This is a genomic window from Alloalcanivorax sp. (genome assembly GCF_964221125.1).
GTDB lineage: Bacteria > Pseudomonadota > Gammaproteobacteria > Pseudomonadales > Alcanivoracaceae > Alloalcanivorax > Alloalcanivorax venustensis.
This window is the reverse complement of the sequence record NZ_CAXPXK010000027.1, coordinates 44,525-69,668: the sequence shown is the minus strand read 5'-3', so window position 1 is coordinate 69,668 and position 25,144 is coordinate 44,525. Positions and strand designations below refer to the sequence as shown.

Annotated in this window: 26 protein-coding genes and 2 pseudogenes; 6 read left to right on the top strand and 22 right to left on the bottom strand. The window is 55.9% G+C overall.

Going from position 1 to position 25,144, the window contains the following annotated elements:
- Positions 1–411, top strand: a pseudogene (locus tag ACEQZD_RS03635) (hypothetical protein); the annotation flags it as partial.
- Here the strand turns inward: ACEQZD_RS03635 and ACEQZD_RS03630 are convergent.
- On the bottom strand, positions 380–1,630 hold the full coding sequence (locus ACEQZD_RS03630; RefSeq protein ID WP_370184042.1) for a type II toxin-antitoxin system HipA family toxin: 1,251 nt from the start codon (positions 1,628–1,630) through the stop codon (positions 380–382). The pseudogene ACEQZD_RS03635 and the gene ACEQZD_RS03630 overlap by 32 nt on opposite strands.
- Positions 1,620–1,958 (bottom strand): helix-turn-helix domain-containing protein, encoded by a 339-nt coding sequence (locus tag ACEQZD_RS03625; protein WP_142948527.1) that lies wholly within the window; start codon positions 1,956–1,958, stop codon positions 1,620–1,622. The genes ACEQZD_RS03630 and ACEQZD_RS03625 overlap by 11 nt, the downstream gene beginning before the upstream one ends.
- A gap of 138 nt (positions 1,959–2,096) precedes the next feature.
- On the opposite strand from ACEQZD_RS03625, the gene ACEQZD_RS03620 reads away from it, so the two are divergent.
- Positions 2,097–2,894, top strand: coding sequence for a VOC family protein (locus ACEQZD_RS03620; protein WP_370184039.1), 798 nt, complete (start codon positions 2,097–2,099; stop codon positions 2,892–2,894).
- Between the two features lie 132 nt (positions 2,895–3,026).
- Positions 3,027–3,833 carry an SDR family NAD(P)-dependent oxidoreductase gene (locus ACEQZD_RS03615; protein ID WP_370184037.1) on the top strand — a complete coding sequence of 269 codons (807 nt, stop codon included), beginning with the start codon at positions 3,027–3,029 and terminating at the stop codon, positions 3,831–3,833.
- Positions 3,834–4,080: 247 nt separating this feature from the next.
- On the opposite strand, the gene ACEQZD_RS03610 is transcribed toward ACEQZD_RS03615, so the two are convergent.
- The 11 genes and pseudogenes from ACEQZD_RS03610 to ACEQZD_RS03560 all read right to left on the bottom strand — a co-directional run bounded on the left by ACEQZD_RS03610 (position 4,081) and on the right by ACEQZD_RS03560 (position 11,897).
- Positions 4,081–4,431, bottom strand: coding sequence for a hypothetical protein (locus ACEQZD_RS03610; RefSeq protein ID WP_370184034.1), 351 nt, complete (start codon positions 4,429–4,431; stop codon positions 4,081–4,083).
- Between the two features lie 725 nt (positions 4,432–5,156).
- Entirely contained in the window at positions 5,157–7,544 is a 2,388-nt protein-coding gene (locus tag ACEQZD_RS03605; RefSeq protein ID WP_370184032.1) for a DNA/RNA helicase domain-containing protein, read from the bottom strand.
- Positions 7,541–7,912: a nucleotide pyrophosphohydrolase gene (locus ACEQZD_RS03600; RefSeq protein WP_370184029.1), complete on the bottom strand. Its 372-nt coding sequence runs from the start codon at positions 7,910–7,912 to the stop codon at positions 7,541–7,543. The genes ACEQZD_RS03605 and ACEQZD_RS03600 overlap by 4 nt, the downstream gene beginning before the upstream one ends.
- Positions 7,913–7,963: 51 nt before the next feature.
- Positions 7,964–8,278, bottom strand: a complete 315-nt coding sequence (locus ACEQZD_RS03595) for a HigA family addiction module antitoxin (RefSeq protein ID WP_067606771.1) — start codon at positions 8,276–8,278, stop codon at positions 7,964–7,966.
- Between the two features lie 38 nt (positions 8,279–8,316).
- A pseudogene (locus ACEQZD_RS03590) lies at positions 8,317–8,730 on the bottom strand (alpha-hydroxy-acid oxidizing protein); the annotation flags it as partial.
- Positions 8,729–9,358 carry a hypothetical protein gene (locus ACEQZD_RS03585; protein ID WP_370184027.1) on the bottom strand — a complete coding sequence of 210 codons (630 nt, stop codon included), beginning with the start codon at positions 9,356–9,358 and terminating at the stop codon, positions 8,729–8,731. The gene ACEQZD_RS03585 and the pseudogene ACEQZD_RS03590, both read right to left, overlap by 2 nt.
- Positions 9,359–9,367: 9 nt before the next feature.
- The gene (locus ACEQZD_RS03580) at positions 9,368–9,745 is read right to left on the bottom strand and encodes a hypothetical protein (RefSeq protein ID WP_370184025.1); all 378 of its coding nucleotides are present in this window, start codon (positions 9,743–9,745) and stop codon (positions 9,368–9,370) included.
- A 158-nt stretch (positions 9,746–9,903) separates the two neighbouring features.
- Positions 9,904–10,113 (bottom strand): BrnA antitoxin family protein, encoded by a 210-nt coding sequence (locus tag ACEQZD_RS03575; protein ID WP_067608363.1) that lies wholly within the window; start codon positions 10,111–10,113, stop codon positions 9,904–9,906.
- On the bottom strand, positions 10,106–10,399 hold the full coding sequence (locus ACEQZD_RS03570) for a BrnT family toxin (protein ID WP_370184023.1): 294 nt from the start codon (positions 10,397–10,399) through the stop codon (positions 10,106–10,108). The genes ACEQZD_RS03575 and ACEQZD_RS03570 overlap by 8 nt, the downstream gene beginning before the upstream one ends.
- 66 nt (positions 10,400–10,465) lie before the next feature.
- Complete coding sequence (lldD, locus tag ACEQZD_RS03565; RefSeq protein WP_370184020.1) at positions 10,466–11,602, bottom strand: FMN-dependent L-lactate dehydrogenase LldD; 1,137 nt, start codon at positions 11,600–11,602, stop codon at positions 10,466–10,468.
- Between the two features lie 64 nt (positions 11,603–11,666).
- Positions 11,667–11,897 carry a helix-turn-helix domain-containing protein gene (locus ACEQZD_RS03560; protein WP_260548307.1) on the bottom strand — a complete coding sequence of 77 codons (231 nt, stop codon included), beginning with the start codon at positions 11,895–11,897 and terminating at the stop codon, positions 11,667–11,669.
- 110 nt (positions 11,898–12,007) lie between these two features.
- On the opposite strand from ACEQZD_RS03560, the gene ACEQZD_RS03555 reads away from it, so the two are divergent.
- Positions 12,008–12,154, top strand: coding sequence for a hypothetical protein (locus tag ACEQZD_RS03555; RefSeq protein ID WP_286874999.1), 147 nt, complete (start codon positions 12,008–12,010; stop codon positions 12,152–12,154).
- Between the two features lie 255 nt (positions 12,155–12,409).
- Here ACEQZD_RS03555 and ACEQZD_RS03550 read toward each other — a convergent pair whose 3' ends face one another.
- The 6 genes from ACEQZD_RS03550 to ACEQZD_RS03525 form a co-directional block, all read right to left on the bottom strand.
- Positions 12,410–14,266, bottom strand: a complete 1,857-nt coding sequence (locus tag ACEQZD_RS03550; protein WP_370184016.1) for an AAA family ATPase — start codon at positions 14,264–14,266, stop codon at positions 12,410–12,412.
- Between the two features lie 4 nt (positions 14,267–14,270).
- On the bottom strand, positions 14,271–14,765 hold the full coding sequence (locus ACEQZD_RS03545) for an ABC-three component system middle component 2 (RefSeq protein WP_370184013.1): 495 nt from the start codon (positions 14,763–14,765) through the stop codon (positions 14,271–14,273).
- On the bottom strand, positions 14,758–15,858 hold the full coding sequence (locus ACEQZD_RS03540; RefSeq protein WP_370184012.1) for an ABC-three component system protein: 1,101 nt from the start codon (positions 15,856–15,858) through the stop codon (positions 14,758–14,760). The genes ACEQZD_RS03545 and ACEQZD_RS03540 overlap by 8 nt, the downstream gene beginning before the upstream one ends.
- Positions 15,859–15,945: 87 nt before the next feature.
- On the bottom strand, positions 15,946–16,254 hold the full coding sequence (locus ACEQZD_RS03535) for a hypothetical protein (RefSeq protein ID WP_370184010.1): 309 nt from the start codon (positions 16,252–16,254) through the stop codon (positions 15,946–15,948).
- A gap of 103 nt (positions 16,255–16,357) precedes the next feature.
- A complete protein-coding gene (locus ACEQZD_RS03530; RefSeq protein ID WP_370184007.1) occupies positions 16,358–16,744 on the bottom strand; it encodes a hypothetical protein in 387 nt (128 codons plus the stop codon).
- 283 nt (positions 16,745–17,027) lie between these two features.
- Positions 17,028–17,615 (bottom strand): TetR/AcrR family transcriptional regulator, encoded by a 588-nt coding sequence (locus ACEQZD_RS03525; protein WP_370184006.1) that lies wholly within the window; start codon positions 17,613–17,615, stop codon positions 17,028–17,030.
- Between ACEQZD_RS03525 and ACEQZD_RS03520 the strand changes: the two genes are divergently transcribed.
- Together ACEQZD_RS03520 and ACEQZD_RS03515 are read left to right on the top strand one after the other, a co-directional pair.
- Positions 17,616–18,218, top strand: a complete 603-nt coding sequence (locus ACEQZD_RS03520; RefSeq protein WP_370184003.1) for a fumarylacetoacetate hydrolase family protein — start codon at positions 17,616–17,618, stop codon at positions 18,216–18,218.
- Between the two features lie 23 nt (positions 18,219–18,241).
- On the top strand, positions 18,242–19,267 hold the full coding sequence (locus ACEQZD_RS03515; protein WP_370184002.1) for an alcohol dehydrogenase catalytic domain-containing protein: 1,026 nt from the start codon (positions 18,242–18,244) through the stop codon (positions 19,265–19,267).
- A gap of 123 nt (positions 19,268–19,390) precedes the next feature.
- Here the strand turns inward: ACEQZD_RS03515 and ACEQZD_RS03510 are convergent, their stop codons facing one another.
- From ACEQZD_RS03510 to ACEQZD_RS03500, 3 genes are all read right to left on the bottom strand, one after another.
- Positions 19,391–23,236: a hypothetical protein gene (locus ACEQZD_RS03510; RefSeq protein WP_370184000.1), complete on the bottom strand. Its 3,846-nt coding sequence runs from the start codon at positions 23,234–23,236 to the stop codon at positions 19,391–19,393.
- A 109-nt stretch (positions 23,237–23,345) separates the two neighbouring features.
- On the bottom strand, positions 23,346–24,422 hold the full coding sequence (locus ACEQZD_RS03505) for a Shedu anti-phage system protein SduA domain-containing protein (protein WP_370183998.1): 1,077 nt from the start codon (positions 24,420–24,422) through the stop codon (positions 23,346–23,348).
- Between the two features lie 68 nt (positions 24,423–24,490).
- Positions 24,491–24,925, bottom strand: a complete 435-nt coding sequence (locus tag ACEQZD_RS03500; protein WP_370183996.1) for a hypothetical protein — start codon at positions 24,923–24,925, stop codon at positions 24,491–24,493.
- Between the last annotated feature and the right edge of the window lie 219 nt (positions 24,926–25,144).

Below are 25,144 nucleotides of genomic sequence, written 5' to 3'. Positions count from 1 at the left end.
TCCGCCCGCCACGCCGGCGTACTCACCGACCGGGGCCACGGCGCCCGGCTCACCGTGCTCGGCGTGGTGGCGCTGCTGGTGTCCTGGGGGCTGCTGGGGCTGGGCGCGTATTCCCTGATCGCGCTTGTCGCCGGCATCGTGCTGCTGGACCTGGCGCTGCAGGCGGTGCACATCACCAACATGAACATGATCTTCAACCTGGACGAGGCCGCCCGGAACCGCCTGAATTCCGGCTACATGTTCCTGTACTTCGTCGGCGGCGCCCTGGGTTCGCTGGGCTCCGCCGCCGCCTACCAGCAAGCCGGCTGGCTGGGTGTGTGCCTGCTGGGTGGCGGGCTGGGTGTGTTGGCGGTGGGCTATGGGGTGTGGATTACCCGCTTCAGTCCACGCTCTCAAACACCGCCGGGTTGAGAAACATTCGCTGACTCAAGAGCCGGCGATCCACCTCGCTGAGTGTCGCTTCTTCCATTACAGCCGGGAGCTTTTCGCGGATACCGGCGATCTGCTCGCCTATGATCTCGTTGGCGCTGTCCACGGACAGCAGAAAATGTCTCGCCGCCCCACGGCAGATATTGAGGTTGCTGAGGCGCCGGTCTCCGTCGATCAGCATCGCCTGGGAGGCCTCGTTGCCGGTCCGTGCCTGAGGGCAGATGTCATAGGCCGGCGTCAGCGTGAGCGAATCGCCGTTCCAGAAAGCGGCGTGATTACGCGCGTGGTCATCGGTGTTGCCGCAAAGCACGTTGAACACCAGCCGCCGGAACAACTCGCGCAGGGTGACCGTAGGCTCGGTAAACCGATGGCGGATAATCTCGGTCAGGGTTTCGTAGCTGGCGTAGCGCGCCATCATCTCATCGAGCTCAAACAAGGTGAGGGCCGACACCATCGCCTTGCGGGCCCAGCCACTGCCGACCTTGCTACGGTCGAAGCGTTCAACCAGCAACACGTTCTTGCCGGCGACACGCTTGAGTTGCACCGGCGCGACCCGCAGCCCGAGCTCCGCAGCCAAACGCATCGCCACATACTCCACCTTCACCACATCGTAGGTGTCGGTGCTGGATGAGAACTTGGCGATGTATTTGCGAGCCCCGCTTTCGATCTCCGCCTTGGGTCGGGCGCCGCCCAGGGAACTGCCGTGGAACAACGCCTGATCCAGCGCCGGCGGCAAGGACTTGCCCGCCTCCACAAAAGCCGCCGCTTCGAGGAGTTGTTCCAGAGACGCCCCACCGGACTGACGCGGCACATACTCCGAAGCCGAGCGCTGAAAATCCAGCGCCCCCGGGCGGTCCGAACCGGAATTAAGCAGATAGGTGAGCTCGCCGAGCTGCCCGGGGTCCGTATCACGTCCCGGACGGCCCAACAGCCGATTCAAAACCACCCGGCGGCCCCAGGCATCCGGCGCGCCGTCACGCAAACAGCCCGGCATCGACAGCCCCGGCAACGGGGCGATGGCACCGCGCCGCAGAGGCAGCTCAGGCAGGTACAACGGGATAGCGTCATCACGGTCCAGATAGCTGCGGCCGTAATTAAATGCCAGCCGAGCCCCTTCCTGATACAGGCGCCCCGCCACCACCGGCTCGCTCCGGCCGGGCAGCCACACCCAAACGTAGGCTTCGTGATCGTTAGAAGTCATCCTTCACATCCTTGTCGGACGTCCGCACCGACCGGGGCAGCAGCCGCAGGGTGTACTCCGTCTCCGCCACCCGGGACGCCAACTCCGCTGGCGAGGCCTCGAACAACGGCACCCCGACAATCGCCGCCGCCTCGAACACGGCACCGATGGCGCACCCCATTTCCCCTCGCTCAATGCGCTGCACCAGCCCGCGCGAGATCCCGGCGCGCTCGGCCAGGGCCTCGGCGGTGAGACCCTGCTCGATGCGAGCACGACGAATCAGCCGGCCCAGAAGCTGGGCGGCATCGCGACTGTAGCGTGAATATGGGCGATTATCGGGCTTGGCCATGATCCATTAATAAGTCATAAATAAAGTCAGTGATTACTTTATAGACCATTCCTAGCGTAAGCAAGAACGGAGCTTCAGGCTGTCGATGCCTGACCGGTCGGATCGACTATCGGGCACACAACCGATAGGAAGCGAACCATGCCCAACCAACACGGCGAATTTATCTGGTACGAACTGGCCACCGACAACGCGGACGCCGCCCAGCACTTCTACAGCGCCATTCTCGGCTGGCGGGTCACCGACAGCGGCCAGCCCGGCGTGGATTACCGGATTCTCCACGCCCCCGACGAGGACACCGGCGAGTGGCGCCCCATAGGCGGCGTGATGCCGCTTAGCGAAGAGATGAAACAATGTGGCGCCCGGCCAATATGGCTGGGCTATATCGGCGTCGACGATGTCGATCAAACCGTTGCCAGGGTCACCGCCCTGGGCGGCAGCGTGCAAATGCCCGCCAGGGACATCCCCGACGTGGGCCGGCTCGCCATGGTGACCGACCCGCAAGGCACGCCCTTCTATGTGATGCGCGGCCACAGCGACCACACAAGCCTGGCGTTCGCCTCCGACCGCCCACGCGTGGGCCACTGCGCCTGGAACGAACTGGGCACCACCGACCCCGGCATCGCGAAAGCCTTCTACTTCGAGGCGTTCGGCTGGACCAAGGACGGGGAGATGGACATGGGCCCGATGGGCGCCTACGAATTTATCCGCCATAACGGCGTGATCGGCGCCATCATGCCCAAGCCGGACGACATGCCGGTGCCGATGTGGCACTACTACTTCCGTGTCGCCGACATCGACGCCGCGCTTAAGGCCATCACCGAACACGGCGGGCAAATCCTTCACGGGCCGGATGAAATTCCCGGCGGCGACTTCGCCCTCAAAGGCGTCGATCCCCAGGGAACCAGGTTCGCACTGGTGGGCGCCCGGCGGTCGTGATCACCCCTGGCATGCCGGCCAGTGCGCACTGGTGTCTTCCGGGCTGTACTTTCAGGCCAATGCCTTTCACGCGCGGGGCACGGCATAGTGGGATCCTCGGTTTGCCGCCCAACCCGACGCGAGGAAGCACGCATGAGCACCGCACTGATCACCGGGGCCTCCAGTGGCATCGGCCTGGACATCGCCCGGCAATTGGCCGCGCGCGGCCTGAACCTGATACTGGTCGCCCGCCGCAAAGAGCTGCTGGACACGCTTGCCGATGAATTGGCCGCCAGCCACGGCATTACCGCCACGGCACTGGCCTGTGACCTGGCCGACCGGCAGAGTCTGGGTGCGCTGTTCGATGACGTGGATGCCACCCTCGCCAAGCACAACGACCACCTGACAGTGCTGGTCAACAACGCCGGCACCGGCTTCTGGGCGCCGTTCGCCGACCAGGACCTGGCCGGCCTGCAGCGGGATATCGACCTCAACGTCACCGCGCTCACCACCCTCAGCCACGGCTTTATCAACCGCGCCCGCGCCCACGGGCAACGCAGTTATCTGATGAACGTGGCCTCCCTGGCCGGCATCCTGCCCACGCCCCAATACGCGACCTACTCCGGCACCAAAGGCTATGTGCGGTTCTTCACCGAAATCCTGGATTACGAGCTGCGCGACAGCCCGATCAGCGTCACGGCGGCCTGCCCCGGCGGCGCGCTCACGCCCTTCCTTGACCAGGCCGGCCAGACCGTGAAGAAACAGACCGGCATCATGACTGCCCCCGAAGTGGCCAAGCTCTGCGTGGATGCCATGTACGCCGGCAAGGTGGTGTACGTGCCCGGCCTGCTCAACAAGGTGGCCGTCTACACCAACCTACTGCCCCGCCGCCTGCGCGGCTGGCTGCTGGAGCGCAGCATGATGGTGAGTGTGGAGGCGCGGCCGGATGCGAGCCGCTAGAAGTGTCGTGCGCGTTTAGTTTCTTTATTTATATCGTAGCCCGGCTACGACAATTAATGCTTTCGCAAATCACGAGCAAATTGCAGCCCCATGACCGAACCACTGGCGTTCCGGCGTCTCTGAAGTGAAGCCCGGCAATGCCAGATTAAAGGACGCCTTGCCGAAAAACTCGGAGCGTTCCGCTGTCGGCAGCTTCGTGTCCACACGCCTGACCATCAAGTCGAGCAGGTGAGCGCCGCCCTTTGGCCTATTTTTTTGAAGCATTACCTGCATCTTTTGAAATTGCCTTCATTCCCTTACTAAGGTACTCGCTGATATGCCCCAATGGGACGTATTTATTCAGAGTTTTATCAAGATGTTCAGCTTCTGGATGGCGATATATTATTGAGATATATCTTTTTAGCTTATCCGGTTTTGTCGTAGGTCTTTGCAGCTCCTTCTTTAGACGCTCTTGAAAAGATTCTATTTCCCTGTCGTTGTCTACATCGTGAATCTCGGTATAAATTTTTCTAGCAAGTAGATTCTGCGACCATCCCAACTCCCTAATCACCTGCTTAATTTGCTCTTGCAGCTCTATTGTCTCGTTTTTTGTCCCCATATGTCTTTTTCGCCTCTCTAACATCACTAATGTCCCAGCGGGGACAATCGTAAACGATTAATTTAGGAGAAAATCATGACAAAGCCGATGAACAAAGCCGCTGCATCTCGCGTTCAGTCTGCCACCGCCAAAACGAATGGTGGTGCGGTACCAAGGGGATCGTTCGCCGCGCGAGCGCAATCTGCCGCAGCCAAAAAAACACCACCGAACGGGCCCAGCAAGAACAGAGGCCCCTCTGGTAAAGGTCGCGGGAACAACCCACCCAAGCGGGCATAGTTAACTACAACTAGTAATATTGTTGCGAAAGCGAGCCAGGAACCCTGACTCGCTTTCCTTCATGTCCTGGAAAGACATTTCGCTCATCGTCTCTTTGAGGGCACAAATACATAGTTCCGTTTTATTAGTTCTCATATAAGTGCTCATGACGGTCCCAGACGAGTTGGTACAACCATCAATTAATTCATATTCGACGCCAACAGGGTATCTGTCTTCTCCAATGAGTCCAGTTTCCATCTTATATGCGCCATACCCTCCAATTAACAGTACGGTGGCTGCTGAAATGAACGGCTTCTTAAATCGCTTATACGTATGCCCAGCAAGCGTTTTTTTACACTCTTCACAGGCGATATTTTCCGCATATTCAATTTTGTTATTAGACGAACAATACGGGCAAACAATTTGCATATTAACCTTCTAATCCTGACAGTAAAACGGCAGTTACACAGCTACTGACCCAAAGTCGTGACCAGCTCGCCAACAATACGCAGTTCTTCCGCCACGTCTTCGGTCAGCTCGATATTCCGGTAGCCGAACAGGCGGCTCTCCGGCTTCAGCACGATGCGGGTGTGGTACCACTGGCCGTCGCCGTCCGCTGACTTCTCGCTGTGGTAGCGTTTCACGGTGTAGCGCCCGCCGGTGTCGGCATCCTGGATGTCGCGGTGGGATACCAGCACGATTTTGCCTTCGCGGCTGCCCGCGGGATTGGCGCGGAACACGCACCAGGTACCGCTGGGAATGCGCTGGTTCATGGATTCGCCCACCACGCGGGTGACGAAATGGCCCGGCTCCGCCTTCAGCCAGTCCGGCCGCTGCATCCAGTCGCAGTCTTCCACCGCCTGCGGGTCGCTGAATTCGCCGGCGGCCACGGCCAGGTCATACACCGGCAGGGCGTTTTCGAACGGCACCACCTCCTCCGGGGCCAGCAGCGGGTACGGCAGAGCCTCGTAGTCCGCCGCACGCATCACCGGGTTCGCGGAGGGCGTCGCGATCTGTTCGCGGAACCAGGCGTTAGTCTCCGGGTCGGTGCAGAACACAAAGCAGCCTTTCATGCCCCGGGTCATTAATGTGCGGTAGGTGTTCTTGATGAGCTCGTCGGCTTCGCGCTTCGCCGTCTCCGGGTCCTCTTTGTAGAGCTTCCGGATGCCCCGCACCGAACGGTCCATGGATGACCGTTTTCGCCCGTCGGTGAGGATCTCGCCATCGCGCACTATCAGGTCCGGGCCGATGATCACGCCCACATAATCCAGTTCGAGGCCCTGGATGGTGTGGATACAGCCGATCTGCTCCACCGAGTGTTCCGCCAGGGCCCACAGGCTGCCGTCCCGGGTCAGGTTCCACTGCGCGGCGAAATCGTGCTCCGGCAGTTCAATATCCATGGCAACCGGGTCTTTCTTGCTTTTCCAGTCCCAGCAATAGCCGGCCACCATCCGTGCGCGGTTGTTGGCGTTGCGCGACACGATGGCCTGGCGCAGCGCCTGCGGCGAGTCCACCACTTGAATGTCGTAGTCCACGGACTCGAGGTCATCGTTGGCGGTATCCCGGATTTGCAGCAACTGATCGACGAACGACAGATACCCGTCCGAGCCGCCACAGCGGAACTGCGAGGCGAGACCCAGCTCCGTGACCTCGGCGCCCAGGCGTTCCGCCCAGCGCCGAATCTCCGCCCGCGAGCCCACGTCTTTCAGGGTGACGCGCTGCGCCTCGTCCACGAAGAACACCGACAGCCGCGCCGCCTGCATGATCTCCTTGATCTGGTGCTCGCCCTGGTTGCCGTACAGGCCGCTTTTCTCATTCAGGCGGTGCGCCTCATCCACCAGCAACGCCCCGAACGTATCCGGCTTGGTCTCCATGAAGGCCCCGGAGCCACGGAACATATTGCTGATGCGGCTCTTCTTGAACGAGCCGGTGAGCTGAGCCTCGTACACCGCCCGGGGCGCCGCGTTACGTGAGACGTATTGAGTGGTGATCTCGCGGTCGGTCAGGCGGGCCATCAAATTAATCGCCAAAACGGATTTCCCGGTGCCCGGGCCGCCCTCGACGATCAGCACCTGGCGTTTCCCCTTTTGGGCACGCTCAGCCAGTTCAATGGCGGTCTCAAACGCCACCTTCTGATCGTCGATCATGACGAAGGCGTCGTTGCCTTTAAGCATGTCCAGCACCGCATCCGCCAGGCTGCGCGACGGGCGAATGCGACCGTTTTCAATGCGGTAGAGCAGGTCCCGGTCATCGCCATAGCGCACATGCTGCTTCAAAAAATCGGCCAGCCGCGCCGCATCCCGGGAAATAAACACCGGCGCCCGGCTGGTGTGGGGCGCGTACACCGGATCGTTCACCGCACTGCCGTCGTCCATATTGTGCAGATAGGCACAGGGCACCAGGCGGATGGACTCGGCGCGAACGGTTTCGTTGTAGTCTTCGATCAGGCTCGCGTAGGTCCACGCCTGATAAGACGGGTGGCTGGTCTCGCGCCAGCCGCCGCCCAGCGGCGTGCGAATAATACCGTCTTTCTGCAACGGCTCGGCCTGCTGCCACTGCTTGAGCTCGACGATGACAGCGGTCTCTTGCCGCTGTTCGTTGGCGCCACTGAGAATGAAGTCGATACGCTTACTGGTGAGCGGGATGTGATACTCCAGGGAAACGCCGGCGTCATCCGGAATCCCCTGATCCAGCATCAGGTTGGACATGAACTGCAGCGAGTGGCGCCAGGAATCCACCTCCTTGGCCGCCACCGAGCGTGACAGCCGGCGCCGAAACTCCAGCAGAATCTTTTCGTGAATGCGATTCAGGCGGACGTCTTCAATGAACGTCTTCTTCTTAGCGGTATAAACAATCATGAACCGTCGTCATCCTTGTTTTGGTAGGCCGTGTACTTGCGTGCCGAACCGCGCGCCTGATCCGCGGGGTAACGGGCTTCGTTAATGGCCATCTTTTCTTCCACCGCGCTGGGAATATCCACACCCAGCTTGTCCGCCAGCCGCAACAGGTAGATCTGCACATCGGCGATCTCATGGGCGGCCGCGCGATGCTGCTCCGGCGTCAGCTCGTAGGACTGCGCCTCCGTCAGCCACTGGAACAGGTCCAGCAACTCGGACACCTCCCCACCCAGCGCCATGGTCAGGTTCTTGGGCGAATGGAACTTGTCCCAGTCGCGCGCTTCGGCGAAGGCGCGCGCTTTATCGCTGAGGCGCTGGAAGTCGGACATGGTGGTCCCCCGTAACGTTAAAAGTGGGCTCAGCGCCCGCTGGATCAAGCGCTAAGCGGCGTCCAACGGCGTAATCCGCGACACCTCATCCTTAGCGGATTGCGACGCGGCCCATAAATCCACCGCGCGCTGCGCGTTAAGCCAGAACTCCGGTGAATTGCCGAACAAACGACCGAGCCGCAGCGCCATCTCCGGGCTGACAGCGCGGCGCTCGCGCAACAGTTCATTCACCGACTGCCGCGAAACGCCCAAACGCTCAGCAAGCTGCGCCACCGTCAGCCCATAGTCCGGAATGAAGTCCTCTCTCAGCATTTCGCCGGGATGCGTTGGCTTACGCTGGATGCCGGCGGTATTGGAAATCGTCATGTTAACCACCTCTCTTCAATGGTAATCGAGGAACCGAGTTAACGGGAATGCGCCGTGACCAAACTCTCCCTCGAAATCTCCCCAACCGCCCGCACCCCGGTGAGCGTCATCGCCACCTTCATCTCGCTGGCGATCAGGTCCAGCAGATGGGCCACGCCCTGCTCGCCCGCCGCCGCCAGGGCGTAGACGAAGGGGCGGCCGAGCAGCACGCCGTCGGCGCCCAGGGCGAGCAGGCGCACCACGTCCAGACCGGAGCGGACGCCGGAATCCGCCAGGATCGTCAGGTCGCCCTGCACCGCGTCGGCGATGGCCGGCAGCGCCCGGGCCGAGGACAGCACGCCATCGAGCTGGCGCCCGCCGTGGTTGGAGACGACGATGCCGTCCGCGCCCAGCCGCACCGCGTCGCGGGCGTCCTCCGGGTCGAGAATACCCTTGAGCACCATGGCATCATCATTTGGATTCTTTCGTGCAGCACGCTGCCTGCCGGGCAATTTCCCTTTTTACCCTATATGCCGACCAGATGGGCAGCGCTTGCAGTAAAAGAACAACCGCCGAAACAATCATATACCCAGCCCCCAAAACACGGGACCAAGGATCCTCCACTATTGCAATGAACAACAGAATTAGAGGAATACCAATAACGGACATACTGCCACCGAAAAGAAGACCAACCCAAAGAAGAAACCAGTCTAGGCAGCTTATGTGGATATCCAACTTGTCTTTCTCGTAACGGGCCAATCGAGCAGCGCGTTTAAAGTGAACAAAAGGCATTCTGCCCGCGGCACGATTGTAAATAGCCATCAAGGCTTCACGAGGCTCTTTCTCCAGTCGAATCCCTGTAGCCAGATTAAAGTATTCCGCGGCAGCTTGGCGCCTCAAGGCTTCCTGACTTTCCCCGTCACAATATTTCGACCTCCAAGCTTCTTCGATATTCGCAACTTGCACTTTCCTACGGTTAACCATATACCGGGCAATACTAGAAAACCCTGACAGAGCAGCGACAAACAAAGTGACGGCAATGAGCAACCATTCGCCATTCTCAATAGCACCCAGCAATGACCTGACCCATTCTCCCTGCATTGCTTGTCCTTACGTATCAATATTCTTTTGTGATGCGGCCGACTCACTATCCTCCGGCTCTTGATCACTCTGATTCGACCTCAAAAGACCCATACCAAAATTTAAGAGAACATAGGCAGGAAACGCCAGAATCACGCCGTAAAGCTGTCGATATTCTGCGTCTGACGGAAAGCGCCCGAAAGGTTCAAAGACCCATAGAAAACTCAAACAGCACAGCGCCCAACCGGAGCAAGCCACGAGGAATGAAGCCAGTTTCCGAACACTCAAGACCGCTTCCGGCCCGGTTTTATAGGGGCTCTCCTTATGAAAGCTAAAATAACCAACACTGATAATGGCACACACGGCACTGATCAGCCCGGTTACCCCATTCAATAATTCCCAGTCCATACCCCCTCGCGCACCCTGTTTCCAGACCCAATCAGTCACCCGATGACAAAGCGGCCATATTTCACCACCCTGCATGTCCTCTCAAAACCAAGCCTGAAGCTCGGATTTGGTTATCCCACATACCAATAGTGCCCTTCATACTTTATAACCCTGCTCGACTACTGCCACTCAATCTTGAGGTCTTTATGCGACTGCGCGCAGTCCCTCAAATAAAGGTTGATCAGGCTCTGATACGGCAGATCCTTCTTCTCCGCCAGGTCCTTGAAGTAGTCGATAGTGTCTTCGTCCAAGCGGATCGTGACCTGCTTCTTGAGCTTCTTGGCGTAGGGATTCTTGGTGGACTTGGAAAAATCGTAGTCGTCACGCATGGCGGTATTCCTCATAGCTGGCTCGCTCGCGCCTGTTCGCCTTACGGGCAGAGATGATGCGGATGGTGTCTGCCTCTCGGACGCAATGGCAGACCACCAAAAGGCGCGAATGGATGCTCGTGCCGAGAAGGATGAACCGGTCCTCCTCCGTAGAATGGTCCGGGTCTCCTATCACGCGGGCGAACTCGTCGGTAAACGCCGTTTTGGCTTCCTGAAACGAGACGCCGTGTTTGCGCTGATTGGACGCTTCCTTTCGCGGGTCCCATTCAAATTCCAGATGGCTCATGCATTACAATGTAGTTATTCTGTAGTTTTTGTCAAGCAGGCGTGCCAAACCCGCTCGCTACCGGCATCACACCCACACCAAACTCTCCCGCGAAATCTCCCCAACCGCCCTGGCCCCAGTCAACGTCATCGCCACCTTCATCTCGCTGGCGATCAGGTCCAGCACATGGGCCACGCCCTGCTCGCCGGCGGCGGCGAGGGCGTAGACGAAGGCGCGGCCCAGCAGCACGCCGTCGGCGCCCAGGGCGAGCAGACGCACCACGTCCAGGCCGGAGCGGACGCCGGAATCCGCCAGGATCGTCAGGTCCCCCTGGACGGCGTCGGCGATGGCCGGCAGGGCCCGGGCCGAGGACAGCACGCCATCGAGCTGGCGCCCGCCGTGGTTGGACACGACGATGCCGTCCGCGCCGAACCGCACCGCCTCGCCGGCGTCCTCCGGGTCCAGAATACCCTTGAGCACCATCGAGCCTTTCCAATACTCACGAATCCATTCCAGATCCCGCCAGCCGATGGACGGATCGAAGTTCTCGCCCAGCCAGCCGATGTAATCCTCCAGGTGGATGCGATGGCCCAGATAGGCCGACACATTGCCCAGATCGTGCGGCCGCCCGCGCAGGCCCACGTCCCACGCCCAGCGCGGGTGCGTCACCGCCTGCAGCATGCGCCGCCAGGCCGCGAACGGCCCGGACATCCCCGAATGCCGATCGCGATAGCGCGCCCCCGGCACCGGCATATCCACCGTGAACACCAGGGTCCGCACCCCCGACGCCCAGGCCCGCTCCAGCGCGTTCTCCATGAACCCGCGGTCGCGCAGCACATACAGCTGAAACCACATCGGCCGCGTCATCGCCGGCTGCACCTCCTCGATGGGACACACCGACACCGACGACAACGTAAACGGCACGCCCCGCGACGCCGCCGCCCGCGCCGCCTGCACCTCACCCCGCCGCGCGTACATCCCGGTAAGCCCCACCGGCGCCAACGCCACCGGCAGGCTCACCGCCTCCCCGAACAACCGCGCCGACAGATCCACCTCCCCCGCCGCCTTCAACACCCGCTGCCGCAACGCCAGATCGCGCAGATCCGCCACATTGCGCGCCAGGGTGTGCTCGTCGTACGCGCCCCCGTCGATGTAGTGGAACAGGAACGGCGGCAGGCGACGTTTGGCGGCGAGGCGGTAATCGTGGGTCGAGGAGATGATCATGGTTGTCTCCTGATGGGGTGGCGACCGGGCAGCTTGGAGGGGGGGTCTTTGAGTCCCGTACGAACTAAAGGCCGGCCTCATTGAACAATTGGGCCGCAGAGACGTTCAACGCCCTGGCGATACGCAGGATGTTCGCCAGGGAGACGTTGCGCTCGCCCCGCTCCACCGCGCCGATATAGGTGCGATGAATCCCAACCTCGGTGGCGAAGGCCTCCTGGGAAATACCAGAGGCCCGTCTCCGTTCCCGAATCACGGAACCCAGCTTTTTCTGTGCGTCATCAATATGGGTAGTCATATTTCAAATTGTTCTTATAGATGACTATAAATCTACATACTATGAGTAGCATATCCGGACGCCATGCTCTATGATGACTTTACGTATCATTGAAACTCATGGAGGGAATCATGAAAAAGCGCAAGCCGAACATTGAGATCGGGCACTATCGTGGAAGCCGCTACTGGGGCGTTTGGGTTGATTCGGAGCTGCTTGCGGTGGTGTGTTATCGGAAAGGAGCGGAGGCGATCAAATCAGCGTTACTAAATCGCCAGTAAAAAAAGGAGACTGAGCGGACGCTCACCAAAGAACTACGTTACTTTGTAACCCAAGCAGCAGGCGCACAACCTTAATAGCGCCATGCTGCTCATGGCCACATCTCCGGCTGCCATTTTGAAAGGCTGGGAGGAGTCTATGGAACTGATGCCCATTCACATTTTTCCGTGTGCAGCACCTCGCTGTACACACGTTATACACTTGCACACCTATGAACATTGACGGACAGGCGCCGCCCAATTTACTTATATTTACTCTTAGCCTTCTTTTAAAGGGAAGAGGCCGAAACGGCCATACTGAGGGTTCTTCGTAAATACCGTCAGCCCAAGCTGGCCTTCAAACGACTCTGGCGGATGCTCGTTTTCAACGATAATGACTTGACTGTCGGAATGTTCTTCGATCAGATATTTATAAAATTTTTGTTTAAGAGTCGTGCCCTGAAGGCTATCGCCGTCGCCCTCCGGCTTGTAGTAGGCGAGCAAGGGTGAATCAAGTACGACAAAACCCGGATGAGGGAGCGAGCGCTCTTTACAAAACTCAAGCAACCCTAAAGTGGCGGCGGCGTGCGTTATCGCTCTGAGACCTTTGCCTCTGTTGCCGCGAAGCTTACCATTGATGACAAAATCCATAGCAGTTTCGTCAAAATAAACACTGCCAGTGTCGGGAAAGTCCCAAGCCTCAAGTATTCGTTCTACCGTTTTAGAAAAGTCATGTAGAACCTGGGTCGATAGCCTCGCGACAATATTTTGATTACCTATTTGCGCTTCGTCTTCGTCTCCGAATAATTCTTCTCTTTGTGCACGGAGTTTGTCTAATCTGGTAAATACAGAAAGGTGCGAAACAACTTTGCTACGAGTATCAACGAAATTGGAGTAGTCAGACTGTACATCTGACAACTCTGGAGCAATGGCGCTTTTAATCTCTCCATCAATGTCATTGAATTTGTCTTCGATCTCAATCAGAGCTTCGGACAGACGGGCCGACTCGTCATGCAACGAAGTAACTGTAGAATCAAGATCACTAGCTAGTCTCTTGATCTTTTCCATCTCTGCTGCTGCAGCAACGACTATTGCCTCAACATCACCATCGCACTCTTCGGTACTATGTTGAGATTCTGGTAAAGCGCCGCAAAGCGGGCAAGGCACTCGTTCATGGTGCACAAAAAGCGAACCGGATTCTTCGATGGCCATCAACCGACGCAAGTCTGTTACATATTGCGCCTTCAGCAAAGCAAAGCGTTCCAACATGTTGGCTATGTCATCTATCCTGTCCTTTGTCACCTCGCGGTTTTTCACAATCTCCCGTCTTTGGGTGGTCATTTGATTGAGCTGAGACTGAGCCAGTTGAAGCTTTTCTCTACTGGATGAAATAGCCCGCTCTAGTTTTTCGAGTTGATTTTCTAGTTCTTCACGCCCAAAACCGTGTTCAGTAATCTCGTCCTCTACATCAGCTATCCATTGTTCGAGAAGTTCGGCTTTTGCTCGGTCATTTGACTCCGACTGTTTGCGAGCATCTGCTGGCACTATTGCGCTATCATCCGCCCCCGTAAGCATGAGCTTCAGGGTAGACTTTTCAGCAGTTTTAGAAACATATTGGCCAGTTAAGAACGGAGAATCCTGCCGAATTATTTCCTGCTCATTAACAATGACAAGTCGAGCAATGTCGCGGAAGCTTAAGGACCGGCAATCTCCATTCGCATTCTTTCGCACATATTTGCCTAGCAATTCTATGGCACCAAGAAGCCAACCGGAAATATTGTCCTCCCTGCCTGCTGCGTGTTTCATCTTCATTGTGCCACTTTCCATGGCATCAGTCGCAGCTTCAATATCCCCTTTAAATATCCGGTAGTTACCGCCCTCTATACTGCGTTCGAATGTCCAGAGGCCTTTTTCCGAGGATTCGATAGCAATACGGGCTTTTTCGTATCCGGCCAGCTCTGGAATTCCTCGCAGCTCCTTACCACCGAGAAGGAAGTCAATGGCCTCGACAAGAAAAGATTTTCCAGTATCAGATGCACCGCATACAACACTCAGGTTTTGATCGAAACCAATCCAAGCGGGGGCAACTCTACTGCCCAAAAAGCCTATGTTTCTTATTTTAACTGTTTCATCCATTTTATTAACTATCACCTAGGCCTTGTGATGGGTGAAATTGGGTAGTCCATTTATCAAAAAAACCGCTAATCAAATCTTGAAGCTCGGCAGTATCCATATTCCCGAAAGTCTCCCCAACCCAGCGGGCCCTATCCATCAGTATGCGCATATAGGGGGTAGCCATCGAGTCGACAAATGGCTTCGCATAGTCACTTGCCTGATAAAAGATCCCTTCCGCCCCCACAATTCTGGTGACAAGCCCACGGCTCATCATTAAAGAAAGTCCTGACTCAATAATTGTACGCCTAACCAGAAGCTCACCTTCTCTCATAGGAAGAGGTGGATGGAGGCTTTCGGGGCCGTTAACATCGCTTGAATGAACAACCAGATAGTCAAAATCAACAAGACGCTGCAAATCCAAAGCGACGGGGAAATTAGCTGCAAGAATGACTAACGAGCGAACACCTGTCTCAAGTGCACTATTAAATACTGTGACACTTGGTTGACGATCTTCACTCATCGCGCTCCCCCCAATTCAAACGGCTGTCATTTACAAGTTGGTGGCACATTCCTTGTTTGTCCCGCGCGCGTGTGACACTGGCAAGCGGGCTTGCATCAATGACAACATTGGCTGCCTGGCTCATTGTTGTATTTAAACGATCCATACCGCAGTCGTGCTTAGACTCGCACACATCCACAACGCCATCAAAAATATCATCTTGAAGAGCTTCGAAGACACCTGGGGGGACTGTGTCCCGGGAAAAGTTGCGCAAGGACTCCGCATGATAAAAGCGCTCACGTTGTCTTCGAAAGTTGTTCCGTATGCCATCATCTTTTTCTAGCAGGGAAAGATCGGGCGATTTCGTATTATCGTCAATGGATTGTGCATACACACGTAATAGCTCTCTCACGTAGCGATGATCCATAGATACCGTATCTTCTGGCGGTATTTCAGGTTCGGGGCGTGTAGCTAGCCCTCCACCAAATCTTACGGAATGAAAAGGCGTGGAGGCATGTTGCTCAATCATTCGAACAAGTGATACAGAATCGAATATGGTAAAATCAAAGCTCTCTAAATGGGTAAGGAGATCGCCCTCGAGCTTTATCTTGGCTGCAGACGTGATGCCATCTTCGCAATGTTTTGCCCAGTTATATTTAAGCCCTTCTTTTAACTTTGGAGCATTTGCGAGTAGCTTGCCGAGTTTTGTCCCGATTTGCTTTGGAGCAACGAAGTAATACTTTCTCGGTGACGTATATTCACCGCAATGCGTAAAGTAAATAATCTTACCCAACTCAACCCAGACATCGGAAGGAGCTAAAGGCTTATCGTAAAATTTACACTGGTAGTTGTCCCAGCCATCACTAAACTGGCTAGAGGCGATAAAACCTACGACGTCTAGCCCTTTGTCGCCTGCACCAGCAAAGCGCTTGACGCAATGATAGAAACCTTCAAGCGATGAAGCCCATTCCTCGGTGAATTCCTCCCACTCGTCCGCACCAAATAGCTGCACGCGCTTCGCTTTCGGGATAGGAATACCGGAAATTATATGCTCCGAGCTATACAATCCTTTTTGAGGATTGGGTGAAAGCTCTTTCAAATGATCTTGGTTCATTATTTTTCGCAATTGGTCGTATTTTGTATCGTATAACGCCAAAAGCAGCGGGGCATGTTTTTCTCCGCTGCCATTTCTTGTTAAGCGCTAGTCATCCGCATCAAGGATGAGCATTTTCTCCGTTACCTCGATCGAGACATTCACCTCTCGAGGTGGAACAAACAAAACACAACCAGCTCCGTGACCGGATTGAACCTCTGGCAAAAAATGCCCTCCAGCCCAACCATTACGTTGCGCCTCTTCGGCGAACCAGTTTTTAACCGGCTGAGTTATTCGTTGCTGTGATTTCCCAGTCGCCTGGTTGTAAAGCGCCAAAATTCTATCCGAAGTACATAAGACCGCATTGTCTTTCAGCTTGCATGATGCCGGTGTTGGAAATTTATAGTTTGGCGGCATATCCCCTCCTCGTTTTAGAAATTACGCTTAACGCCCACAGCAACTGCGGCTTTGTAGTGAAGTCGAAGGCGTAATGAAAAAGCCGTCGGATTTCCTGCGATTGTTATGTGTTTTCCACTGCATGTTGATGAACCCTTTCCCGCTCTAGTTGAGCTATTTCTTCCATTTGCTCCAGAGTTAAATCATGGGCTTCGAGGCGATTACCGCCTGTGATCCTCATATATTCCTCATGCCGCTTATTTTTGAAAATATCGTAGAATCCAGTAGAAGGTAAATTGGTATTTTTTTTTGCTAGAAGCGCACCATAGATAGCCACTTCACTAGGCGCAATTTTTCGACACGCTTCTTCGAATGTTTCCCATACATCATTTCTATGTGTGTCTGGATCAAAAAAATCGAATATTGCGCTATAGCGAATGGCGCTACGTCTACGCGCCTTATTCTCTAAGAGCTTGATTAATTCCGGCACCTTCTCTTCTATTACATTCACTTCGTATTCTCTAACTTACGTTTTGGGTACAGTGACACATAATTGGCATTGGGACGTCAGCGCGAATTTCCAATGAACGCGTCCGCGTCATATCACTATTCTTGAATTCCCCTAGCCCAAAATAAAACCAGAAAAGTCAGCAACTTACAAACTCAGTGATCAGGTCTGTCCCTGATATCTTGACCACCTCGCTCTCCCCACAAACCAAAACGCCGCCAGCGCCACGCGCAAACGACCTTTTAAGTAAGCCCTTACTAATTAGCCAAATCAGATAAATCGCGGGTCAAACGCCGACATCAAGGCAAGCCCGTCTAGCGGGCCTCCCCGGCAACGGCAACCCAGCAATCCGCTTAGCCTTCTCTGGCGGCACACCCAGCGCCTGCAGCACCATCTCCGCCGCAATACGGTCGGCGTGCTCCACCTCGCCGTCTTCCACGAGCAGGTTCATGGCGCCCAGGGTGGCGGAGATCACCATGCTCATGGCCATTTCTTCGTGGGCGTAGTGGAAGTCGCCTTGGCGGCGTCCGGCTTGCAGGTCGGCGCGGAGGTAGGTGGCGAGGGTGGAGCGCATGTCTTCGGCGTAGCTGACGACGGTGATGAGGGCGCGGGTCCAGTCCGGGTCGGTGCGGGCTTTGTTCATGAAGGTGCGCACGGCGATGCTGAGGCGTTCGGCGCCGCTGTCGACGGCTTCGCTGACGGTGAGGATCTGTTCGGAGAGCTGGACGGCCAGTTCCAGACCGAAGGCTTCGAGGACTTGTTCGCGGGAGCGGAAGTCGTTGTAAACGGTGCCGTTGGAGACGCCGGCTTCGTCGGCCAGGGTGTTGAGGGCCAGGTCGCCGGCCCCGGCGGGGAAATCATCAAGCCCGCCCACGTGCAGCTGCTGGATTACGAGATCGAGCTGACCCTGGTGCTGGGCAAGCAAACGGACGGGCCGGTGGAGATCACCGCCGACAACCTGCACGAATTCGTGGCGGGCCTCTGCATTGGCAACGACGTCTCCGCCCGGGACGTGCAGATTCCGCAGATGCAGTTCCACAAGGGCAAGAGCTACCGCACCTTCTGCCCGCTTGGGCCGGTGCTGTGCCTGCTGGATAAGAGCGAAATGCATTACCTGGACGAGATGCAGCTGAAGCTGACGGTGAACGGCGAGACCCGCCAGCAGGACAGCACCGCCAACCTGGTGTTCAAGCCCGCCGAAACCCTCAGCGAGTATTCGCTGATTCACAACTTCGCCCCCGGCGACGTATTGATGACCGGCACACCCGCCGGCTGCGCCCTGGGCCTGCCCAGCCCGGCGGTGACCAAAGTGGCCGCCTTGCTACCCGAATCGAAAAAATGGCAGCTTTTTATAAAGTCGCAAAAGCGCCGCCAGCAGTACCTTCAGGCCGGGGACGTGGTGGAATCCACCATCACCAGCCGCGACCAGGTGCTGGACCTGGGCAAGCAACGCCATACGATTAAGGGCGGGGTCTGACCGGGCCGGCAAAGGAGAAAAGGATGAAGGCTTTTACCATCGTCTATCAGAACACCGGCACGCTGCGCCCGACCGAGGTGCCGGCGCCCGCCGACAATCAGGTTCAGTTGGCACTGATCGGCACCTCCATCAACCCCATCGATCCGCTAGTGGCCCGGGGCTACGGCGCCCCGCTGCTCAAAACCAAGCAGCAAGTGCCCCTGATCCCGGGGCGGGACGCGGTGGCTCGGGTTGTCGACGTGGGCAAGGGCGTCACCAACTTGCAGCCCGGGCAGCGCGTGCTGGTCGCGGCCTCGCCACGCACCGGCGGCACCTATGCGGAGATCTTCAACCTGCCACGAGCCTGTGTGGCACCGATTGACCACGGCCTCAGCGACGCCACCGCCGCCGGCCTGGGCTACGCCGGACTCACCGCCCTACAATCCCTGGCCGCCGCCGGCCTCTCCGCCGACAACGCCCAAGGCAAAAACCTTTGCATCAACGGTGCCAGCGGCGGCGTGGGCTCCATCGCCCTGGTGCTGGCCCGGCGCTGGGGCGCGACCATCACCGCAGTGGCCTCCCAGTGCAACCGGGACTGGGTACGGCGTCTGGGCGCCGACCAGACCGTGGACTACCGCGACCCGTCGGCCATGGCCGCCATCGACGCGGACGTCATTCTCAACTTCGCGGCCCCCGGCGACAATCACCGGCAAGACCCACTGCTGGACGGGCTGCGCCGCCGCGACACCCCCAGCCGCGCCTACGTGAACACCACCAATCCGGTGCTCAGCTCGGTTACCGACAAGGGCGTGGTGGGCGGTCTCGCCACCAGCGGTGGGATCTACCTGAAGAAACGCCTGGCGGCACACCGGGCGGGCATCCGCTACCGCTGGGTGCTGTTCCAGGAAAACGCCGACCAGCTGGCGTACCTGGCCAAGGTGTTCGCCGACCCGGACACCCCGACCATCGTCAGCGACAGCCAGCCGCTTGATGCGCTGCCCGATGCTTTCAACGATCCGAAGGGGGCGCCGTCACCGGGGAAAGGGGTTTTTATGGTGGGTGCACCCTGACCGGGGAATTCCCGCGGCAGGATAGTTCCGACGCAAAACCTGGACACAGGTCGCCAGAGCAAATTAAGTGGCCGGCCTTAGCGAAAGCTAAAGACCTAAACATACTGGTGTTATGACTCAGCCTCATTCAAAGCGCTGCTCTCGTTCCTCGTCCTCTCGCTGTTCGCGAACTCTCATGTTTTCAATGCATCTAATCAGCTTTTCGGACACCAATCTCGCGGCCGCTGCTATCTTTTCGTTCTCATGGTCGATTAACCCACGGATGGCATCCGCTCGAGGTTGCATCGCGTCCGCTTGGCTACCAGACCAAGACGACGGTGTAGCCCGCTCAGCGAAGACTTCCAGTATCTCTTCTGGCTCAGGACAGGCTTCCAGTAACCGAAGCGCAGATTCCGACAGGAGCACTTTATCCCCATCCTTCGACCAAAGTTTGATGCCAGGCGCGACAGAGGCCCACACGCTGGCCTCATCTCTGGATCGGCACCACTCAATCAAAACGCCCACATCGACTTTAGCAAAGACAGAGCGATGCAGGCCGCCGTGGCGAATGAAGAACTGTCGACGACTCTGTTCTTCTTCAGTGCCTTCAAAAACGCGATTAAGAAACACCTCTGGCATCAAGGCGACGGTAGTCTCAATGGCAATGTCGAACCCATGAATATAGCCATATCGCTCATCCATAACGTCAAAAATCGTATTTATCCATTCGAGCTTTTCAGTCTCGTTGCCATCGCAGCTCAATGCGGCGCCCACAACGCGCTCCATGTTGTAACTTATGGCCCCATCAGGGTCATCATGATCTCTTGCAAGCCTCTGAATCGCTGCTCTTAGGCCAATCGAGCGAAGGCCCGCCCCCAACGTATCTGCGGCGCCTTCTTGGCCATGCAATTTCATGTTTACAGCATCCAACACCACATCATCGCCGTTTGATTTACTCAGAAGCCTTTGGGCAAGTTCTAGAACACGTTCTTCCGGCAAACCCGCATACTCATCTCGCCACAGGATTGGCCCATACATCCAAGGACGAATGTCAGGATCGTCCAGAATCGCCATACAGCGGTCTAGGTCTTGTTCTTTAAAATCCAGACGGGGATGCAAAGCCACCAAAACGAGCCGGAGTTTGGGGTGCCGGGCACACTGGTCAAGCAACTCCTGTGCGAATGCGGAATCAATTGAGTTAACCTCTTCAATGAAACCGCCAAAAATCGCAAAATTCTTATGGTCTTCACAGTGCGCACTCAGTGCTTTGAGCAGCTCCTGCCAAACAAATTCCAGCTCATGCGACCCTCGAACCAACCCCCGCCCAAACGTTGCGACATAGGGCATAAATCCGTTGCAGAACAGGTTATCACCCAGTTCACTAAGCTCGTAACCTGATGCCGCAAAATCTTCTCCCAGACGTAGCGCCTTCGCCTCGAGCCGCTTCTCAGCTTCGCGATATTTTTGGGAGTCGTCATGATCGAAGTCCTTGTCAAGCGCCCAATAGTCGCCCCCCTTACTCAATACATATGCCATTATCTTCGAAACTAAATCGCTAGGCTCCAGCTCCCTCTCCAATTCGGCAAGCTCATCCGGTAACGGCTCAAACTCGTCCTCGCTTTTATGCTTTGTATGATCAAGATGGATAGTGGAACGAACAGCTTTCCAACCTTCACCCCAAGGTCGGTGTGCATGCATTTTGCGAGCGGCAACGACAAGATCCCCCCGAATGGCTTTTTGGTGCCAGATCGCTCTAAATTGATTCGCCAGAACTAGCCGTGCCGGGTTCTCAAGATCAGAATCGCCGGACGTTCCCAACTGTACCGCAATATCTATGAAGGCATTTCGCCACTGCAAAAGTTCATTATGGTTAGGTTGAAATCCAAAGTTTCTTGGCCGAGCACCAAATTCGTTTACCCCAAACCCTGTCCATGGCGGTCCACCCAGGGCGGTCGAGAGCACCCGGAAGCCAAGCGATCTGCGTCCAGCCACATCTGACGAAAGGCATTCATTCATGACCGCTATACGCTGATCTAGGGAGGCATGCGTTCCGGAAAGGTATGCCTGAAAAAACCTGGTGATCTTGTCCCGAACCGAGTCGTAATTATTTTCTTCGCCCTCGTAATCCGCCACATGGATTAAAAGATTAACACAACGGTCGAAGGCACATGCATCGTAGGCCAATAACTGCAAAAGGTTGAGGATAACCGTCCGCTGCGGATTAAAACGCGGCTCCATACCGTCAAAACCAGGAGAGGTAAGCTCGACTTCGATCCTATGGAGCAACGTCTCAGGTGCAACCGGGCCGACATAGCTCAGCATGCGTGCCGCCGTATCTCCAAGTGTTAATATCCGCCCCAGCAGACCACCGGGATAGAGCCAGGCTTCAACAATCTCTTTCGCCACGGGATGATCGTGCAAGAGCCCCAGCCTGTGCGCGAACGACGTTAGCAAGCGCTCACGACCGGGAGCCTCAAAGGTCGCCCTGAGTTGATCAACAGGGATACTATCAAGTGCTGATGCTGCCAACCTATTTGCAATGGCTTGAGGCAGAATTGCCCTCCAATGCCCCCTTTTCTGCAGAACATGGCGATCCAAAAGCTTCTTGACCGATCGAAACAGCTGGCTCGAGGAATGCCCCAAAATCGAGCCAAGCACTTGCAATTCGCCATCACGTTCTCCAATTTTGGAGGCCGAAAACGAATAGACCAAAGAAAGTATTTCTGCCTGTTCTCGTAAATTATCATCCGGCTGATTCCGCTGCTCAAACAAGCGCTCAAACAGCTGTGCATCAGAAAGTTGAGCCAAGCTCTCACCTTCCTGTACCCGCTCGGCAATTGCCAATGACACCCTCGCATTTCCATCAGCAAACTCCGCTACCCGGCGAGCGTTGTTCCGACCGATGTAGGGAAAGCGACGAATGACAAGCTGCTCGGCCACCTCAGGTCCAACTGCTTCAATGTGGATTACCTCGGTTGTCTGAGGTTTGTCTTCCCTGATGTCGTATTCAACGGTGATAAGTCCTACCTCGCCACCTGCGGCTGATACCTTGCCGGCCAGCGAAGAATGTAGCTCCGAAGGGCAATTATCGAGGATCACGATGGCTCTTCGGCCCTCAGATATAAGCCTATCCAGCATTGCTGCGGCCGAAGGATTCGGTTCCGCACCAGTATCCACGTAAACGGCTATGGTTCGGTCGAGAGCCTCTTTGCCAACCGTCTCATCGAAAAGAGCTTGCACGATCCGGGTCTTCCCGACACCTGACAAGCCCGTTATGCGAACAGCCTTAGAAGTTGACCTTATAAGCTCACGCATCGGATCAATGGCATCTTCTATACTAAGCTTTCGTCCTTTCTCAGAAGGCAATGTCACCGTCACCCCCGCGGCCGAAATCAGCGTATCATCGGCGCCTTTGGGTGGGTTGCTCCAAGCCCCAAATGGCTGCCAGCCTGAATACCCCTGGCCGAGCTTACCTTTTGCCCACAGAATGACCGACGGATGCTGACGCAACCATTGAGTCAGCTTCGATCGGTCAAAAAAATTCAGGTGGATACTGTCGCTGTTAGGATCATCCTTAACGGCTTCCTGCATAGCGGCGATGCGCGCCGTCTTCATGGGAGGAGAGCAATCATCATCCAAGCTGACAATTATATAGCTGCCACGCTTCGAAGCCTGTTCTGAGATCACCTCTGATAGTTCTCCGCCGGTGACCATTTCACTCTTGATAGCCCCCTTCGACATCGAGTGCTTCTTTGCCTGGAGGATTGTATCGGGCCTCGCAAGAAACCCTGTGTTCAGGGTGTCGGCAGGAACTTGAACGTGAATATCAATTCCATCGTCAGGAGCATTGATTGAACCTGACCAGCTTACCGATGCCGGGCTATACCCATTCGCCGCCACCTCAGCCTCGGCGAGGCGAGCAATCAACTCTTCTAGCTGAGTATCGGACAGGCGGAGCAAGTCGTCCTTCTCGATGTCAAAGATTGCCACGGCTTCACCTCATTAGAATATGTCGCGCGAGAGCCGACCCGAGGCCAGCCTTGCCCAGCTCCCCCATTGAAAAACACGCGTAGCACCGACGATGCTTGAGCTCCATACCTTATATGCGCTGTAGCCGTCTCAGCCATGTATCCCATGATTCGATACGGACTGCAGGGGTGGTGTGAGCTTCGTAGTCTTGGCGCTTGACACTTTCCTCCAGATCGTTCTGGGTTCGCCCACCGACCACAACGCACCTGATATTGATGTCCTTTTCAGGATCGACGCCGAGCTTACTACGGGGCCCAAGAAATGCGTTATGCACCTTTTCACCGAACTCAGCTCGCTGTCTAACAGCATGCGCCTTTTCCCGAAACCCATTTAAGTCACGGAAAATGACGCCTAGCCTTTGAGAAATTTGCGCCACAGCTTCGGTTATCTTGTGATTGAATGCCTTGTAGTGATTAGTGTTAAGGAGATTGAATTCGGCACCTTTAACTTCGACGAGGATTACATCCATCCTAGAGCGCCCGGTAAATACGACAAAGTCAACGACGCCATCTACTAGAGGGAATTCAGAGAAACAAATGTACTCATCATCAGGCTTTGCGTATGCCTCACCAAAGATCGATAGGTCAGCTTTTAGTAGACGCTGAAGCTCTTGCTCTCCACTCCCTGATTGAACAAGTGCTTCTACGGAAGCCTTCGAGATCATACCGTCGATCACTTCGAGGCGGCGCTTCGTGACATTGTTACTCTCTGGGTATCTGGATCCGACGAAAGGATTGTGGCGAAACAGAAGCCTGTCTGCTTGAGAGACAATCCGCGGATTAATGGCTGAGCGATCTGAAAGCTCTCCATCTTCATCACCGATCATTTCCACTACCTGGCTTCGACTAAGTGTTTCCCATTTGGTATGAGGCATAAGAGCCACTTTGTCGAAGGAGTCAGACGCCCATTCGTTACGTTCGTAATGTTCAATGAAGGTGGCAGGGGGAATTATGTACCCTTGATCAAGCAAAGACTTGATGATGACTTCAACAGCGTTCGTTACCGATTGGCCATCATTCTTGTCCCCAAGATCAGTTAGAAGAACCACCATGCCAGCTGGGCCGAAGAAGCAGCGAACCCGACATATCCCTTGGCTAATTTGTGTTCTTTCGTCATTGAATTGGTGGACTATGTCGAATATCTTCATAATACATAACAATAGAGGTTATGGACCGCTTTGCAGCCTGACGGAAGGCCGCCCCCTGGACCATCGCATTATATCTTTTCATGGAGAGACGCCCTCAGCTCTTTTACAAGCCTGCGTGACTCTCTAACTACGACCTGATACGCACCCTCTAAATCTTCCTCTGATCTCCTAGCTGGATCATTGTCGGCTTTACGCCCTTCTCCAAAAATATTCGCTAGCATAGTAAAAAAATGCTCGATATCGTTTGCGAGCTTTTCATCACCCGCAAGCAACATTGCTTCAGCAGCAAGCGAATAGCCAACAAAAACATCCTCCCTCGATTCCATGCTCTTACCCATTGAGAGAACTTCGGCGGCAAGCGTCGAGTAAACTCGCAATCGTTGCTCTCTAAGCCATTTCCTTTTTTCTGATTCACGAATGGAGCGTTGAAGCCACACGATATCAAGCAACTTTGTCAACAAGGCACCAACACCAACGGCACTTACTATTTGAACCCAGTCCATTATTTATCTTTTAGTATAAACAGATATTAGGTAAGCGGCTCGAATATCCGATAAGCGCGCCTGCGTCATCTTTCTTTTTTTGATTTTCACAACATCGAATAAGACCAGAAAAATTGGCAGCTTACAAACCCATCAGTACGTCGCAGCTTGGTATCTTGCCGCCAGCTTGCCCTAAAAACAAAAAAGGGCCGCCGACGCTCCCGCGCCGGCGGCCCTTAA

Bases quoted from the DNA above. Each gene is read 5' to 3' on its own strand.
- lldD (WP_370184020.1), bottom strand. From the start codon at position 11,602: ATGATCATCTCCTCGACCCACGATTACCGCCTCGCCGCCAAACGTCGC.
- ACEQZD_RS03515 (WP_370184002.1), top strand. From the start codon at position 18,242: ATGAAGGCTTTTACCATCGTCTATCAGAACACCGGCACGCTGCGCCCG.
- ACEQZD_RS03630 (WP_370184042.1), bottom strand. From the start codon at position 1,630: ATGACTTCTAACGATCACGAAGCCTACGTTTGGGTGTGGCTGCCCGGC.
- ACEQZD_RS03615 (WP_370184037.1), top strand. From the start codon at position 3,027: ATGAGCACCGCACTGATCACCGGGGCCTCCAGTGGCATCGGCCTGGAC.
- ACEQZD_RS03580 (WP_370184025.1), bottom strand. From the start codon at position 9,745: ATGGACTGGGAATTATTGAATGGGGTAACCGGGCTGATCAGTGCCGTG.
- ACEQZD_RS03595 (WP_067606771.1), bottom strand. From the start codon at position 8,278: ATGACGATTTCCAATACCGCCGGCATCCAGCGTAAGCCAACGCATCCC.
- ACEQZD_RS03570 (WP_370184023.1), bottom strand. From the start codon at position 10,399: ATGAGCCATCTGGAATTTGAATGGGACCCGCGAAAGGAAGCGTCCAAT.
- ACEQZD_RS03625 (WP_142948527.1), bottom strand. From the start codon at position 1,958: ATGGCCAAGCCCGATAATCGCCCATATTCACGCTACAGTCGCGATGCC.
- ACEQZD_RS03540 (WP_370184012.1), bottom strand. From the start codon at position 15,858: ATGAACCAAGATCATTTGAAAGAGCTTTCACCCAATCCTCAAAAAGGA.
- ACEQZD_RS03500 (WP_370183996.1), bottom strand. From the start codon at position 24,925: ATGGACTGGGTTCAAATAGTAAGTGCCGTTGGTGTTGGTGCCTTGTTG.
- ACEQZD_RS03585 (WP_370184027.1), bottom strand. From the start codon at position 9,358: ATGCAGGGAGAATGGGTCAGGTCATTGCTGGGTGCTATTGAGAATGGC.
- ACEQZD_RS03535 (WP_370184010.1), bottom strand. From the start codon at position 16,254: ATGCCGCCAAACTATAAATTTCCAACACCGGCATCATGCAAGCTGAAA.
- ACEQZD_RS03555 (WP_286874999.1), top strand. From the start codon at position 12,008: ATGAAAAAGCGCAAGCCGAACATTGAGATCGGGCACTATCGTGGAAGC.
- ACEQZD_RS03600 (WP_370184029.1), bottom strand. From the start codon at position 7,912: ATGTCCGACTTCCAGCGCCTCAGCGATAAAGCGCGCGCCTTCGCCGAA.
- ACEQZD_RS03575 (WP_067608363.1), bottom strand. From the start codon at position 10,113: ATGCGTGACGACTACGATTTTTCCAAGTCCACCAAGAATCCCTACGCC.
- ACEQZD_RS03610 (WP_370184034.1), bottom strand. From the start codon at position 4,431: ATGGGGACAAAAAACGAGACAATAGAGCTGCAAGAGCAAATTAAGCAG.
- ACEQZD_RS03560 (WP_260548307.1), bottom strand. From the start codon at position 11,897: ATGACTACCCATATTGATGACGCACAGAAAAAGCTGGGTTCCGTGATT.
- ACEQZD_RS03605 (WP_370184032.1), bottom strand. From the start codon at position 7,544: ATGATTGTTTATACCGCTAAGAAGAAGACGTTCATTGAAGACGTCCGC.
- ACEQZD_RS03505 (WP_370183998.1), bottom strand. From the start codon at position 24,422: ATGAAGATATTCGACATAGTCCACCAATTCAATGACGAAAGAACACAA.
- ACEQZD_RS03545 (WP_370184013.1), bottom strand. From the start codon at position 14,765: ATGAGTGAAGATCGTCAACCAAGTGTCACAGTATTTAATAGTGCACTT.
- ACEQZD_RS03620 (WP_370184039.1), top strand. From the start codon at position 2,097: ATGCCCAACCAACACGGCGAATTTATCTGGTACGAACTGGCCACCGAC.
- ACEQZD_RS03550 (WP_370184016.1), bottom strand. From the start codon at position 14,266: ATGGATGAAACAGTTAAAATAAGAAACATAGGCTTTTTGGGCAGTAGA.